This window comes from Kitasatospora sp. NPDC017646 (assembly GCF_044329365.1).
GTDB lineage: Bacteria > Actinomycetota > Actinomycetes > Streptomycetales > Streptomycetaceae > Kitasatospora.
Window position 1 is genome coordinate 1 of sequence record NZ_JBIRJC010000031.1, and the last position, 14,346, is coordinate 14,346.

The 14,346-nt window shown below is 73.7% G+C and carries 8 protein-coding genes; 3 read left to right on the forward strand and 5 right to left on the reverse strand.

Annotation, left to right across the window (positions count from 1 at the left end; genetic code table 11):
• Positions 1-383 precede the first annotated feature (383 nt).
• The 3 genes from ACH4J0_RS32360 to ACH4J0_RS32370 are packed head-to-tail and all read right to left on the reverse strand — an operon-like array spanning position 384 to position 2,615.
• Positions 384-1,385, reverse strand: coding sequence for an AMP-binding protein (locus tag ACH4J0_RS32360; RefSeq protein WP_396244465.1), 1,002 nt, complete (start codon positions 1,383-1,385; stop codon positions 384-386).
• Between the two features lie 40 nt (positions 1,386-1,425).
• Positions 1,426-2,211 carry a hypothetical protein gene (locus tag ACH4J0_RS32365; protein ID WP_043389394.1) on the reverse strand — a complete coding sequence of 262 codons (786 nt, stop codon included), beginning with the start codon at positions 2,209-2,211 and terminating at the stop codon, positions 1,426-1,428.
• On the reverse strand, positions 2,208-2,615 hold the full coding sequence (locus ACH4J0_RS32370; RefSeq protein ID WP_396244467.1) for a hypothetical protein: 408 nt from the start codon (positions 2,613-2,615) through the stop codon (positions 2,208-2,210). The genes ACH4J0_RS32365 and ACH4J0_RS32370 overlap by 4 nt, the downstream gene beginning before the upstream one ends.
• 609 nt (positions 2,616-3,224) lie before the next feature.
• Between ACH4J0_RS32370 and ACH4J0_RS32375 the strand changes: the two genes are divergently transcribed.
• A complete protein-coding gene (locus ACH4J0_RS32375; protein WP_396244469.1) occupies positions 3,225-6,122 on the forward strand; it encodes an AAA family ATPase in 2,898 nt (965 codons plus the stop codon).
• On the opposite strand, the gene ACH4J0_RS32380 is transcribed toward ACH4J0_RS32375, so the two are convergent.
• A complete protein-coding gene (locus ACH4J0_RS32380) occupies positions 6,050-8,857 on the reverse strand; it encodes a BTAD domain-containing putative transcriptional regulator (RefSeq protein ID WP_396244470.1) in 2,808 nt (935 codons plus the stop codon). The two genes, ACH4J0_RS32375 and ACH4J0_RS32380, sit on opposite strands and share 73 nt — an antisense overlap.
• Positions 8,858-9,042: 185 nt before the next feature.
• Between ACH4J0_RS32380 and ACH4J0_RS32385 the strand changes: the two genes are divergently transcribed.
• A complete protein-coding gene (locus ACH4J0_RS32385) occupies positions 9,043-10,923 on the forward strand; it encodes a BTAD domain-containing putative transcriptional regulator (RefSeq protein WP_396244473.1) in 1,881 nt (626 codons plus the stop codon).
• 287 nt (positions 10,924-11,210) lie between these two features.
• On the opposite strand, the gene ACH4J0_RS32390 is transcribed toward ACH4J0_RS32385, so the two are convergent.
• Positions 11,211-12,536, reverse strand: a complete 1,326-nt coding sequence (locus tag ACH4J0_RS32390; protein WP_396244476.1) for a choice-of-anchor A family protein — start codon at positions 12,534-12,536, stop codon at positions 11,211-11,213.
• Between the two features lie 619 nt (positions 12,537-13,155).
• On the opposite strand from ACH4J0_RS32390, the gene ACH4J0_RS32395 reads away from it, so the two are divergent.
• On the forward strand, positions 13,156-14,286 hold the full coding sequence (locus ACH4J0_RS32395) for a lytic polysaccharide monooxygenase (RefSeq protein ID WP_396244477.1): 1,131 nt from the start codon (positions 13,156-13,158) through the stop codon (positions 14,284-14,286).
• Positions 14,287-14,346 lie beyond the last annotated feature (60 nt).

A 14,346-nucleotide genomic window follows, 5' to 3' on the forward strand; every position in this document is an offset into this window, starting at 1 on the left:
AGCTGCCGAAGACCCGCTCCGGCAAGATCATGCGCCGCCTGCTGCGCGACATCGCCGAGGGCCGCGAGGTCGGTGACACCACCACCCTCGCCGACTCCTCCGTGATGAACCTCATCCAGCTGTCGAACACCGGCAGCCGGGACTGACCGACCCCCGAACCGCGTCGGCCTCCTTCCACCCGAGGAAGGAGGCCGGCGCGTTCTCCTGTCCGGAGCGGCTCAGACAGGATGTCGACTTGCGGGGCGGCGGAGTCTTTCGCCGCCGTATCAGCAGTTATCCATGCTCCTACGGCAATCCACCCCATGAGGGCGGGTTGGAAGACGTCGACGGTCCCCCGCCGCACGATGCGGTGGGGGACCGTCGAGGGTTGCGGCCCGGCCGACTCAGGGGCCGGCCCAGGGGCTGCTGCCGACGCGCAGTTCCCAGGGCGTCGCGGTGGTGGCGGAGCTGCGTTCGCGCTGCCAGTACCAGAGTTCGGACTCGTCGGCGCCGCCGATCACGGCGACCCGACGCAGGTCGAGTGCGTCCTGACCCTGCCGGCCGTCCGTGCCGGACCTGCTCAGGACATCGCGCAGCGCATCGGGGCCGGCGTGCAGCACGCTCACCCCACGGTCGTGGACGGTCTCCCACAGCCGCCCGGTCCGCGCCCACCAGTCGCCGTCCTCGCACAGCACCTGGGCGGCACCGACCGCCAACGGCCCGGACACCGCCGTCGGGTGGCGCACCAGCCATCCGAGGCTGGCGGCGCACCAGTACACGTCGGTGCTGTGCAGGCCGAGCCGGAGGCCGGCGGTCAGTTCACCGCCGGTTGGTCCGGTCAGGTCGGTGCCGATCGCCGCCCCCGCCAGTGCCCGGTGCCACCAGCGGTGATGGTCCGCCCGCCGCTGTGTCGGTCGGCCGCCGTACTGCACCACCAGGATCGGCGGAGCCGTCGGTGTGGCCGCTCCTGCCCGGTCGAAGGCCTGGTCGACGGTCGCCAGCCAGTCCTGCGGTGCGCCCTGGTGGCAGCCGCCGTCAGCTGTCACCACCAGGCGGACGTGTCGGCGGCGGCGCCGTGCGAGTTCGTCGCCCGGGTGCGGGTGCGGGTGCGGGTGCGGGTGCGGGCGCGGCGTCGGCCATGTGTCGAGGGTCGTGGGAACGGCGCCGATCCGGGTGCACGCCAGCAGGGCAACCGCCGCCTCCGGGATCACCGGCAGGTGCAAAGCGACCTGGTCGCCCGCCTGCACACCGAGCCTGCGCATCACCGCGGCGGCCCGGTCCACCTGCTCGGCCAGCTGATGGCGGGTGACGGTCCGTGCGGCGCCCGCGCTGTCGACGGCGTAGAGCGCCACCTGGTCGTCCGGGACGGTGGGCGTCGGGCATGTGGCAAGTGTGGTCCGTAGCACGGCGTCTCCGCTCGGTCGGGTTCGGAACCGGTCGGGCCGGTCAGTCATCGGTGTGACCGCTCAGCCCCTGGGCGCCCCACCAGGCGGCGCGCGACGAGCAGTCGCCGACCACCAGGGGCACATCGGAGCCGTTGTCGAGCAGACAGCCGCCGCCGTCCTGGGTCCTGATCCGCAGACAACCGTCCGTGGTGGAGTCGGTCGCGGCGGACCCCGGAAACGGCCGGCGGTCGGTGAGCTGCCAGCGCTGCGCGGAGACGTCGACGGTGCCCGCCGTGACGTCGTCGCCCGCGGTGACGTCAGCCCTCAGGTACACAGCGCCGGCCCGGTCCGCGGTGATCAGCTGCGGCACGGGCGCGCCGCTGGAGAGCAGGGCCTGCAGCGCCAGGCCGCCGTCGGGCTCGGCCCAGACGAGCCACTCCTCGCTGTTGGCGCCGGTGGCGGCCGTCGCACCGACCCGGGTGCCGTCCGGCACGTCGGAGAGCGGGGCGTTCAGAGCGGCGATGCGCCGCCCCGAGGCGCAGGAGGACAGCGTCCCCAGCCCCGAGTACGAGGCGGTGCGCGGCCCGGTCGTGCCGAACACCGGTGGATCGCTCGGCGCGTCGGCCGGGTCGCCGAGGCTGCCCGGAGGCACGCGGCCGTCGGCCGGCTTCGAGGCGCCGGGCGGGGAACTCGGCACCCGGGCGGCGGTGAGGGTGCTCGACGGGTCCGGGACCGCCGAAATCCCGTGGTCGACGGTGCACCCGGTGACCAGCAAGGCGCCCGGTAGCAGGCTGAGAACGGCTGCGATGCCCGCTGCGCGCGGCAGCGGGCGGTGGGTGGCGGTCACCGCGGACCGGCCTGAGCGCCCAACGCGGCCGTGAAGGCGTCGAATCCGTGCCGCCACTGGTGCCGGACGCTCATCCGGGTCGGCTTGCCACGGCCCGGCTCCAGGAACCAGAAGACGCTCATCCGCGTGTCATGCTTCACCCTGACCAACCGCTGCGCCGCCTCCTTCCGGGGCATCGCGTAGACCTGCCGTCCGGGATCGCCGAACACCGGGGTCAACTCGTGAACGCGCAGCACGTGTTCGGTCAGGGTCATCTCATACTCGTCGACGGTGCCGAAGACGTCGATGACCAGCCGGCTGAGCCAGGGGTTCCAGCCCGGCGCCACCCGTAGGGTGGCGAGCGTGCGGCCGCCCGGATCGCCGGGTTCCGTCACCCGATCGGTCTGGTTCGTGCGCGGCACCATCTGTCGTAGCTCCTTGCCGTGCCGCCCCCGGTGGGGCGGCTGTGTCTTCGGCCCGGGCAGTGGCCGCCCGGCGGGACCGCAGGTATCGGTCCCGGCCCTTCGTCACCGTAGGCGGCGGCGGTGGCCTCGGGGATGCCGGTCGGAACCGAAGGATTTGCCGGGTTGACGGTGTTTCGGCCCGTCGTTCGGCCGGTGCCGTTCGGTGGAGCGGGCACGGGCACGGGTACGCCCCGGGATGCGGGCCCGCGCGCAGGCGCGGTGGAACCGCCTCACCAGCGGCTCGCCGGCAGCACGCCAGGCGACACCTCGGGCCGCCCGCTCCTCCATGGCCTGCCCGAGGTGGCGTCGCTGGTCGTCCGGCTGCCCGTGGGCGGCTCACGGGGAAACTTAGCGGACGGTTACACGCGGTCGGCAGGATCGGGTCCGGCCGGATCGGGTGGTCGCTGACCAGCCCGGGTACCCGGCTCGCCAGCCGGCCCCGGTTCGGGCCGGATCACCGACCAGCACCCTTGAGCACCGATGTCTGATCTCTCTGCCCTGAAGTCCACTCCGCGCACGCGCCGAGCCGGCGGCCCCGGTTCCGTCCACCGCCGCCGGTCCGACGACCCCATGCTGATCGGACGGGATCGCGAACTCGACGCGCTGGCCGAGCTGTTGCGGCAGGACGCTGCGCAGGGGGCCTTCGTCCTGATCCAAGGCGAGTTCCGCACCGGCAAGACCGCGCTCCTCCGGGAAGTGCTCGGGTGGGCCCGGCAGAACGGGGACACCGTCGTGTCCGCCTGGGCGGACCCGTCGGAGACCGGCGCGGAGTTCGGCGTCGTGTGCCAGCTCTTCCAGCCGTTGGTCCTCGGTGCCACGGACGGAGCCGAATCCCTGCTGGCCGGGCCCGCGGCGCGAGCCACGGAGGTGTTGTGCTCCGACCCGTCCGTGTCCGCGTCGCTGTCCGAGTCCGCCGAGGGCCCCACCACCGCGACGCTGACCGGGCTGTACTGGCTGGCAGCCCAACTCGCCGCCCGCAGGCGCCTCGTCATCGGCATCGACGACCTGCAGTGGGCCGACCGGGCCTCTCTGCTCTGGCTCCGGTGCCTCCTGCGCCGGGCCGGAGACCTGCCGGTGACCGTCGTCGCCACCGTCGGTCCCGCACAGGCCCCGGCTGACCGGGACGTCCTGGGTCAGCTGGCGCCGCTGTTCCGGCACCGGATCGCCCTGACCGCCCTCGACGGCGCGGCCGTCACCGCAGTCACCGAGGAGGTCCTCGGCGTGCCCGGGGACGTGCACTTCCGCGACGCCGTCCACACCGCGACAGGCGGCAACCCGTTCCTCCTGCACGCTCTCCTTCGTACGATCAAGGCGTCCGGGAACGGGCCCGACACCGAGGCCGCCGCGCAGATCACCCGGTTCGTGCCGGCCGACGTGGGTCGGGCCCTCCACCTGCACGTCCAGGCCGCCGGTCCGCACGCGCAGTCCGTGGCCCAGGCGGTCGCCGTCCTCGGCGGCACACCGGCCCTCGACCTGGTCGCCGGCGCGACCGGCCTGCCGGAGCCGGCCGTCCAGGACGCGGTGCACGCGCTGGAGCGAGCCGGGCTGATGCGCCGGACCGGGCACACTGCGGCCTTCGTCTGTCCGGTGATCAGGGTCGCGCTCGCCAACGACGTCCTGCCCAGCGTGCGGCAGGAGGTGCACGTCCGTGCGGCAGAGCTGATGCTCGGCCACGGCATGCCCGCGGAACAGGTGGCGGTGCACGCCCTCCATGCGCCGCTGGGCCTCGTGTGGGTGCCCGACGTGCTGCGCCGGGCCGCCGCAGAGACGGTGCGCAAGGGCGCCACCGACCGCGCGGTCGTGCTGCTGCGCCGCGCGCTACGCGAACCGCTCGCGGACGATGTCCGCGCCACCCTGCTGATCGGACTGGGCGAGGCCGGCCTCGCCACCAGCGTGGCGGAGGCTGCCCGCGACCTGCGGCGGGGACTCGACCTGTCCCGCGAGCCGGGGGAGCGGGCCTGCGCGGCGCGCCGCCTGGCCGGTGCGCTGTTCGCCCTCGACCGCTACCCGGAGGGGCTGGACGTGCTCGAGCGCACCGCCGACTCCCTGCGCGAGAGCGACGCCGCCCTCGCGCTGCGCTTGGAGATCGACCTGGTCTACGCCGGTCTGCACGACGCGGCGTCGGCACCCGGCGTGTTGCCCCGCCTGATGGACCTGCGGATCTCCGACGCCGTCGGCACCCCGGCCGAACGCCCGCTGGCGGCCCTGCTCGCCCTGCGCGCGATCGTGCTCGGCGAGTCGCCGGCCGCGGCCGTGGCCCTCGCGCGGCAGGCCCTCACCCACGGGATGAATCCGGCGGACGACGAGTCCTTCGTCTACTCGGGCACCGTGCTCTTCCTCGGTACCGCAGGCGAGACCGACCAGGCACTCGGCTACGCTGACGCGGCGGTCGAAGAGGCCCGAACCCGTGGCTCCGCCTTCACTCTTGCGCACAGCCGGATCATCCGAGCCCACGTGTACGGCCAGCTCGGCCGGGTGCTGGACTGCCAGGCGGACGCGGAGGCCGCCCTGGTGAAGCTCGGGGAGATCGGTGTAGACCCGCACCACAGCCACAGCGTCCTGGCAACGGCCGCGCTGACGGACGCGCTCGTCAAGCAGGGTCGACTCGACGAGGCGCAGTCGCTCCTGGAACGCGTCGCCCTGACCGCCGACCTGGACGGACACTGGGTCAACGACTACGTCCATCTGGTCCGCGGTCAGCTGCGGGCGGCACAGGGACGGCTGGCGGAGGCACTCACGGACTTCCAGGAGTGTGGCCGGCGCACCGAGGCCCGTGGCATGCGCTGCCCGTGGATCTACCCCTGGCGCTCCGAGGCCGCCCTCGCCCGGGCGGCGCTCGGCGAGCACGGGGAGGCCCGGGTGCTGGCGGCGGAGGAGCTGGCGCTCGCCCGGCGCTGGGGCGTCCCCGAGGCCGTCGGCGCGGCCCTGCGCGCGCTGGCCCTCGCCACCGGCGGCTCGCAGGGGCTCGACCTGCTGCGCGAGGCCGCCCGGACGCTGGCGGGCACGCCCGCCCGGTTCCGGCACGCGCAGGCCCTGGGCGACCTGGGCGCCCAGCTGCGCCGGGCCGGCCGGACGGCGGAGGCCCGCGAGTGCCTGAAGGAGGCGGTCACCGCGGCCCACCCGCACGGCGCCGCACTGGTGGCCGATCGCGCCCTGGATGAACTCCGGGCCGCCGGAGACCGCCCCCGTACGCGCACGTTCCAGGGGGTGGGCGCCCTCACTCCTACCGAGCACCGGGTGGCGGGCCTGGCCGCGAAGGGGATGACTAACCGGGAGATCGCCCAGCACCTGTTCGTCGGCCTGCGCACCGTCGAGGTGCACCTGACGAACGCCTACGGCAAGCTCGGCATCGACGGGCGCCGGGGCCTGGCCGAGGCGCTGTCGGCAACCGGGATTCAGTCCCCGTTCAGTGCGGCGCGGCTGCGGGCGAGGGTGCCGAGAGCGACGGGCTCCGCGCCCGGGTCGTGAAGCCGCCGGCTCGCGGCCACGGCCTGCTCGGCCCAGTGCACGGCCTCGGCCGGGCGGCCGCTGTCGAGATGGCACTCGGCGATGTGGATCAGGGCCCCGGGCTCGAACGCGGGCAAGCCCTGGGCTCGGGCCAGCGTCAGCACCTGCTCGTGCAGGGGGAGCGCGCGCTCGGGGTCGCCCATGCCGCGTGCCGTTCGGCCGACCGAGTGCAGCGCGTAGAGCTCGCCGAGCGGATCCCCGAGGGCTCGGAACAGCGTCAGGCTCTGCTCGGCGGCGCGTCCCGCGGCCTCGGTTTCGCCGCAGACGAGGTGCCAGATGACGCTGGTGGCCAGGGCGTTGGCCTTGGTCCACGCGCTGCCGCAGTCGTCCGCGAGGCGGATCGTCTCGTCGTGGAGGGCGAGTGCCTCCCGGGGGCGCTGCTGCCGGTTGGCGATCATGGCGCGGACGTTGGTGATCTCGGCCAGCACCGGAAGGTCCCGGCAGACGCCGGCCTGTTCGGCAGCCCGGCCGGAGACGGTCTCGGCCTCGTCCAACTCCGCCAGTTGCAAGAGGCCGCCGCCGAGCATGTAGCCGGCCCGGCCCTCGGCGCGCGTGTCCCCGTGAGCGGCGGCCAGTTGCACGGTGCGGCGGCAGACGCCGATGAGTTCGCGCCACAGGAAGCCGCTCTCCAGGTAGGGGTCGAGCGCGAGCAGCAGGTCGGCGACCATGACATGTGCGCCGGTGAGGTCGAGTGCCTGTCCGGCCAGGGCCAGCAGGTTGCCGCCCTCGTCGTCCAGCCAGTGGCGGCCGTCGGCTCGGTCGGCCACCGGCAGCCCGGGCACCGTCACTCGGGTGAGGACGTCCGGCACGGCGTGGCCCGGCCGTACCGCGCGGTACGCGTTGGCCGCCGTCGCCACGGCCTGGTCGACCATCCTGAGGACGAGCGCGGCCCGCTCCTCCTCCGGGTCGAGCTGCTCGGCCCGGCCCTGGGCGAACAGCCGCAGCAGATCGTGGTACCGGTACCGGTCGGGGGCCGGGGATTCCAGGAGACCGGCGTGGACCAGGGCGTCCAGGACGTCGAGGGCTGGCTGTTCCGCCAGTTCCAGGGCCGCGGCGGCGGCCGGCAGCGACAGGTCGGCCGTCTGCGGGACGGCGAGCAGCCGGAAGGCGCGCGCGGCGAGCGGAGGCAGTTGGTCATAGCTGAGCTGGAAGCACGCCTCGACGGCCAGATCGTGCAGGCTCAGCTCCGCCAGCCGCTGCCGCCGGTCGGCCAGGCGGTCGCGGACCGCGGCGAGCGACCAGTCCTGGCGGGCGGCGCTACGGGCGGCGATGATCCGGATGGCCAGCGGGAGGTGGCAGCAGGCGTCAAGCAGCTCGCGGGCGGCGTCGGGTTCGGCGTGGACCCGTCGCGGCCCGGCGATCCGGGCGAACAGTTCGAGCGCCTCGTCCGGTTCCAGGACGTCCAGGTCCACGTGCCGGGTGGGAGCCAGACCGAGCAGGCTGGTCCGGCTGGTGACCAGGACGGCACCGCGCTCGGACCCCGGCAGCAGCGGGCGCAGCTGGGCGAGGTCGCGGGCGTCGTCCAGCACGACCAGGACCCGGCGTTCGGCGAGCAGTGACCGGTACATCGCCGAACGCTCGTCGATCTGCTCGGGGATGGCGCTCTCGGCCACGCCCAGCGAGCGCAGGAAGTGGACCAGCACCGCGCCCGGCTCCATCGGATCGGGGCGGCCACCGCGCAGGTTGACGTACAGCTGCCCGTCGGTGAAACGGCTGCGCGCCCGCTGGGCGACATGGACGGCCAGCGCCGTCTTGCCGACGCCTCCCATGCCGGCCACCGCGATGACCGTGGGGGCGACCGCCGACGGCTCCTCCACCAGCAGCACCAGGGATTCGACCAGCTCCCGGCGCCCCGTGAACTCCGAGGCATCGGCGGGCAGTTGCGCCGGGCGCGGACGGCTCGGCCGCTCCTGGCCGGCGCCGGGTGCGGTCGGTGCGGACAGGGCGGGGTCGCGTCGCAGGATGCGCTGGTGCAGGTCGCGCAGCGGAAGGGTCGGCTCGACCCCCAGCTCGGCGTCCAGAGTCCGGCAGGTGTCGGCAAACGCCGCCAGGGCCTCGGACCGTCGACCGCTGCGGTACAGCGCGGTCATCAGAAGGGCCGCGAGCCCTTCGTGTAGTGGGAACTCGCGTACCAGTGAGGAGAGTTCCTCCATCACCTCGACGTGCCGCCCCAGCGCCAGGTCGACGTCGAGCCGCTCGTGCACGACGGCGAACCGGCGCTGGGCGAGCCGCTCGCGCTGCCGCTCGGCGTGGGCACCGGGAACGCCCTCCAACGGCACACCCGTCTGAAGTTCCAGCGCCCGCCGCAGTCTCTCGGCCGCTTCCGCGAGGTCTCCCTCGGCCCGCAGCCGGGCCGCCTCCTGTGTCAGGTTCTGGAAGACGGCGAGATCCGTCGCGTCGGGGGGCAGCCGGAGGGCGTACCCGCCGCCGGCCGAGACCAGCACCCGCGGCGCGGCACGGTCCCGCTCCAACACCGCGCGCAAGTTCGAGATGTGGTTGCGGATCGCGGCGACGGCCTGGTTCGGTGGCGCGTCGCCCCACAGTCCGTCGACCAGTTCCTCCGTGGTGACCGCACATCCAACGGCCGCCGCGAGAATGGCCAGCACCGCGCGCCGCTGGGCAGGGCCGAGCGCGAGTTCCTCGCCGTCCCGCCACGCCCGCACGGGGCCCAGCAGCGCTATTCGTACGTCCGTCACTGTCTTCCGTTCATCCTTCCGGGTCGTCGCCCCGGACGGGCCTGCCGCGGCGGGACGGCCCAACCTAGCCGCTGGCGGGTCCCGACTCCGAACAGTGCACCCGTCCGGCATGGGACAATCCATCCGAAGCCGCCCGCACGGGGCACGCCCGGACCGAGGAGGAGGGGCGGGCGCGGACGGCCGCGGTGACGCACCACGACGGCGTGGCGCTGATCCCCGTAACCGGCACCGGACGGGGCCGGCAGGAGGCGGTGCCGGTCGGAGGGCGGGGCGTGGAAGGGCTGCGGATCTCGCTGCTCGGTCCGGTGCGGATCCGGTGCGGTGATCAGGAAGTCGCCGCCGGATCCCCGCAGCGACAGGCCGTACTGGCGGTCCTGGCCCTGCGGGCGCGGCAGGTCGTCACGGGCGATGAACTGGCCCGGCTGGTCTGGGGGGAGAGCGCGCCGCCCTCCGTCGGCGCGGTGGTGCGCAACCACATCTCACGCCTGCGGGCCGCGATCGGAGGCGACGGGGTCCTGGTGTCCCGGGCCGGCGGCTACGCCCTGGAGCTCGCGGACCTGGATCTGGACGCCGCGGAGTTCGACCTGCTGGCGGACGCGGCGGCTCGTCACCGGGGCCGCGGGGAGGCGGCCGCCGCCGTCGGGCGGTACCGCGAGGCGCTGGCGCTGTGGACGGGCACCGCCCTTTCCGGCGTTCCGGGCCCGAACGCGGAGCGGCAACGCGAGCGTCTCACCGGGCGACGTCTGACCGTTCTCGAAAGCTGCCTGGAACTCGAACTCGGCCTGGGCGGGCACGCGCGGGTGGTGGAGGAGCTGACCGCGCTGTGCGCCGAGTACCCGTTGCGCGAGAGCCTGCGGGGGCTGCTGATGACCGCCCTGTACCGCACCGGCCGGCAGGCGGAGGCGCTTGAGGCCTTCGCCGACGCCCGCCGTGTCCTGGCCGACGAGCTGGGTGTCCAGCCAGGCCCCGATCTGCGGCGGTTGCAGCGGCGCATCCTGTGCGCCGATCCCGAACTCGCCCCGCTTTCCACTGCCGCCGGGCCGCCCGCCACCGGGACCGCGCACGAGCCGTTGCCGAGGGCCGGGGCGATGGCGGTGCCGGCCCAACTTCCCGCTGGGGCTGGGGACTTCACCGGTCGCGGCGCCGAGGTCGAGCTGATCGTGAACGGTCTCACCGGCGACATCCCGTCAGGCGCGGCGGTGGTGGCGGTCTCGGGCCTCGTGGGTGTCGGCAAGACCACCCTGGCCGTGCGGGCCGCCCGGACCGTTCGCGCCGCCTTCGCCGACGGCCAGCTCTACGCGGATCTACACGGCACGCGGAGCGAGGCGGGTGAGCCCGCCGACGTGCTGGCAGGCTTCCTGCGCGCGCTCGGCGTGCCCGCGCAGGCGATCCCGGAGCAGTCGGTGGAACGTGCGGAGCTCTACCGCGCCGTCCTCGCCGGGCGGCGCATCCTGGTCGTGCTCGACGGCGCCCGGGACGAGGAGCAGGTGCGCCCCCTCCTGCCGGGTGGCTCCTCCTGCGCCGTACTCGTCACCAGCCGCGCCCGCCTGACCGGGCTCGGCCCGTCGCTCGCGGTTCACCTCGGCCGCTTGGCCCCGCAGGAGGCGGTGGAGTTCCTGTCCGCCGTCGCGGGCCGCTCCCGGATCGCCGCCGAGCCGGCCGCAGCCGACGACATCGCGGCGGCGTGCGGTTGTCTCCCGCTCGCGCTGCGCATCGCGGCCACCAGGATCGTGGCCCGGCCCGCTTGGAGCATCGCCGCCTTCGCCGCCCGGCTGCGGGACGAGAACCGCCGGCTGAGCGAGTTGCGCGTCGGCGATCTCGCCGTCGAGACGGAGCTCCGTCTCGCCTGTCAGCAGTTGCCGGCCGAGCTCGCCGACGCCTTCCTGCGGCTCGCCGTCCTGCCCGACTGCTCGATCCCGGCGGCGGCCGCCGTGCTCGGCCTGGCGGAGGACTCCGTCGGCGAAATCCTGGAAGGGCTCGTTGACGCGGGGATGCTCGACCCCCCGGTCCATGGCCGCTACCGCTTCCATGACGTGGTACGGCTGTTCGCCCGAGCCGGGGCGTAGGGCGCTCCCGACGAGTACCTGCGACCGCCGGCTCCGCGCACCCTCAGGGGGTGGTTGCCGACAAGGCCACTCGGGGCGTGTGAAGAGGCGGGTCTTCGAGATGAGGGCTCAGCTGGCCCGGCTAGCACCGTCCTCACCGGCAGCGCGGACAAGCAGTCCCGGACTGCTGAGTGTCGGGCGCGGGGAGCCCGGAAGCCGCGTCAGCCTTTGGCGACCGGGTTCGATCACCGGAGGCTGACGCGGCGAGCAGCCGAGAACACTCGGGCCGTGCGGGCCGGTTCGGCCGCTCAGGCCTTCCTGGCCGCCCTCCGCCGGGCGGCCAGCACGATCCCGCCGCCGGCCGCGAGGGCCACGCCGCCGCCGATCGCCAGCGGCAGCACCGGGCCGGAACCGGTGTGTGCCAGGCTGTCGCCCGTGCTCGACGGCGCCGACGGGCCGGCCGAGGCGGATGGCGCGGCCGGCGCGGCGGAGGAGCGGGACGACGACGGACCCGGCGACGCACTCGCACTCGTGCTCGGCTTGCCGGTGCCCGGAACGCCCGGGGTACCGGACGGGCCGGTCGTGGCGGACGGCGTCACCGGGGCGGTGGGCGAGCCGCTCGGCGTCACCGGCGGGACGGTCGGCGTACCGGTCGGGGTCGGCACCGTGGTGCCGGGCAGGCAGCCGGTGAACGGGTAGTGGTGGGTCTCCGCGCTGCCCTTGCCGGTCAGCGAGGCGGCGATCACCGAGCCGTTGACCGGACCGCCGCTGCCGAGGTCGAAGGCGGCGTTGGGCGCGAGCACCGTCCCGGCCCAGGCGGCCGCGCTGTTCTTGACCACCTTGGTCGCGCTGGGGAAGTTCCAGAGCAGCTTGGCCCGGATCGCGCCGCCCGCCGCGCTCCGCAGCTTGTCGTCCAGCACGAAGGCCGACTTCTCCTCGTCCCACAGGTGGAAGTCGGTGGTTCCGGCCGCGGCCATGTCGTACGCGCCGCCGGTCACGTTGACGACGGTCACCGCGCCGGCCGGCACCTTGAGGTAGATCTCCTTGGCACCTTGGAGCGTGGCCGCGTCGACGGTGAAGCTGTTGTACTTGGCGTCGCCGCTGGTGAAGGCCAGCTTGGGACCGTCCGCCTGGACGGTGGCGCCCGCGGTCTGCGGCACGGCGGCAAGTTCGGCGGCGGCGGAGCGCAGCTTCGCGAACTCGGCCTCGAAGTCGATCGGCGAGGCGCCCTGGGAGACGGCGCCGGCGTGGGCCTGGACGACCGCGCCGTCGGCCTTGGAGCCGTAGATGCCGTTGCCCTTCATCACCTGGGTGTTGTTGCCGGTGATCTTCCCGGCGACGACCAGCGCGTTCTTGCCGGGCAGGGCGTCGACCTCGGCGGCGGTGAGCTCCTGGCCGACCGAGAAGCCGCCGGTGAAGTTCGCGTTGCCGCCGAGGGCGACGGCACCCTCTGCGTCGGGGGTGTGGGTGTCGTCGCCCTCGATGAACTCGCCGTAGAGGTTCGCGACCCCGAGGCTGCGGCACTCCTGATCGGCACCGACGGCACCGACGGCCTGGGCGGCCGGGGCGATCAGCCCGGCGAGTGCGAGCGAGCCACCGACCGCGAGCGCGGCGGCGGAAGTGAATATGCGCATGTGCAGGATCTCCGCTTACGTGCGGGTGAGGAGTGGGAGCGGCCCGGAAAAAGTATGGACCAATCTGCACTCTTTCGGCCGGGCGGGTGAACAGTCAAGGCCACACTCGAGGGTGCGGCGAATAATAACCGTTCCTTAGTCCTTCCTTAATCCCGTTCGTTTCCTCCGAACACGGCACCCCGGCGAGAAGGTCAAGCCCGAGCCGGACACCAACGGTCCGGACGCCGGGGCGGACATGAAAATCCGCAGATCCGGGAAGCCGGCCGGCCGCCACTGAGATTGCGGCTCGCAGCCTTGATGCCCGGTGTGGGCAGCCGGGGCGTTACCGCCGGTCTGATCCTGTGCAGCGCGTCCCAGGGCCTCCGCCGCCCGCGCCGCGCGCAGCCCGGAAACCAGGGCCGGGGCTACTCCGCCCTCGCCCCATAAAACACCTTGAAGTCATGTTTAAGAATGTCGCAAGAAGCCGAAATCCTCGCCTGTTCGGCGGTTTCGGCCCCGCAGTCCCGGATAGCATGAGCCGGCGGCGAGCGGGCGCGACCTGCTCCTGCGGCAGAAACGTCGCACCGAATTCCTCTCCCGGATATCCGTTTCGCGGTCCGGAACGGGTTCGGATCCGTATGTGCGACGCGCCGGGTCCGGCGGTTTCGAACTCCACTCCAGAAGGAGAACTGTCATCAATTCACGACGCAACAAGGTCCTGGCGGTCGCCTGCGGCACCCTGCCGCTGCTGCTTCTCGGCATGGCCGGCAAGGCCCAAGCCCACGGTTCCATGCAGAACCCGATCAGCCGGGTCTACGGCTGCAACCTGGAAGGTCCGGAGCATCCCAAGTCGGCCGCCTGCCAGGCCGCCGTGGCGGCCAGCGGGACCCAGGCGTTCTACGACTGGATGGGGGTGAGGATCGGCGACGCGGCGGGCCGCCATCGCGAGCTCATCCCGGACGGCAAGCTGTGCAGCGCGGGCAACGACGAGTACAAGGGCCTCGACCTGCCTCGCGCGGACTGGCCCGCGACGTCCCTGCCGGCCAGCGGCAGTTTCACCTTCAGGTACCGCGGGACCGCCCCGCACCGGGGAAGCTTCGAGCTCTACGTCACCAAGGACGGCTACGACCCGACGAAGCCGCTGAAGTGGTCCGACCTGGAACCGACTCCGTTCTACAAGGCCACGGACCCGTCCCTGGTGGACGGTTCGTACCAGATGACCGCGCAGCTGCCGAAGAAGCAGGGCCGGCACCTGATCTACGCGATCTGGCAGCGGTCCGACAGTCCGGAGGCGTTCTACTCCTGTTCCGACGTCGTCTTCGGCGGGGCCGGTTCGAGCACCGCCCCGGGTACGGCGTCGAACCCGGGTACCGCGCCGGGCGCCGGCACGGCGCCGGGCAAGGGGTCGGGCCAGGGGGCCGGTTCCACCGCCGGTGCCGCCTCCGGCTCGGGCGGCACCTCGGGTACGGGGGCGGGGGCCGGTGCGGCGAAGCCGTCGGCCGCCGGCTCGAACAGCGACATGGACATGAGCATGGATCACGGGTCGACCTCCTCGCCCGCCGGCGGCTCCGCCCAGTCGGGGGACACCTCACAGGCCGACAGCCAGACCGGAGTTGCCGCCGGGTCCACCCCGACCGACTCCAGCACCCAGCTGGCGCACACCGGTGGCTCGAACATCGTGCCGCTGACCGTCGGCGCGACCGCGGTGCTCGGCGCGGGTGGTGCGACGTTGTTCCTGGCCCGGCGCCGCCGGAGCCACCGCCGGGGATGAGCCGTACCGCGCGGACACCGCGGTGAGGCATCGGAAGCCCGTCCGTTGCGGGGTCGAGCG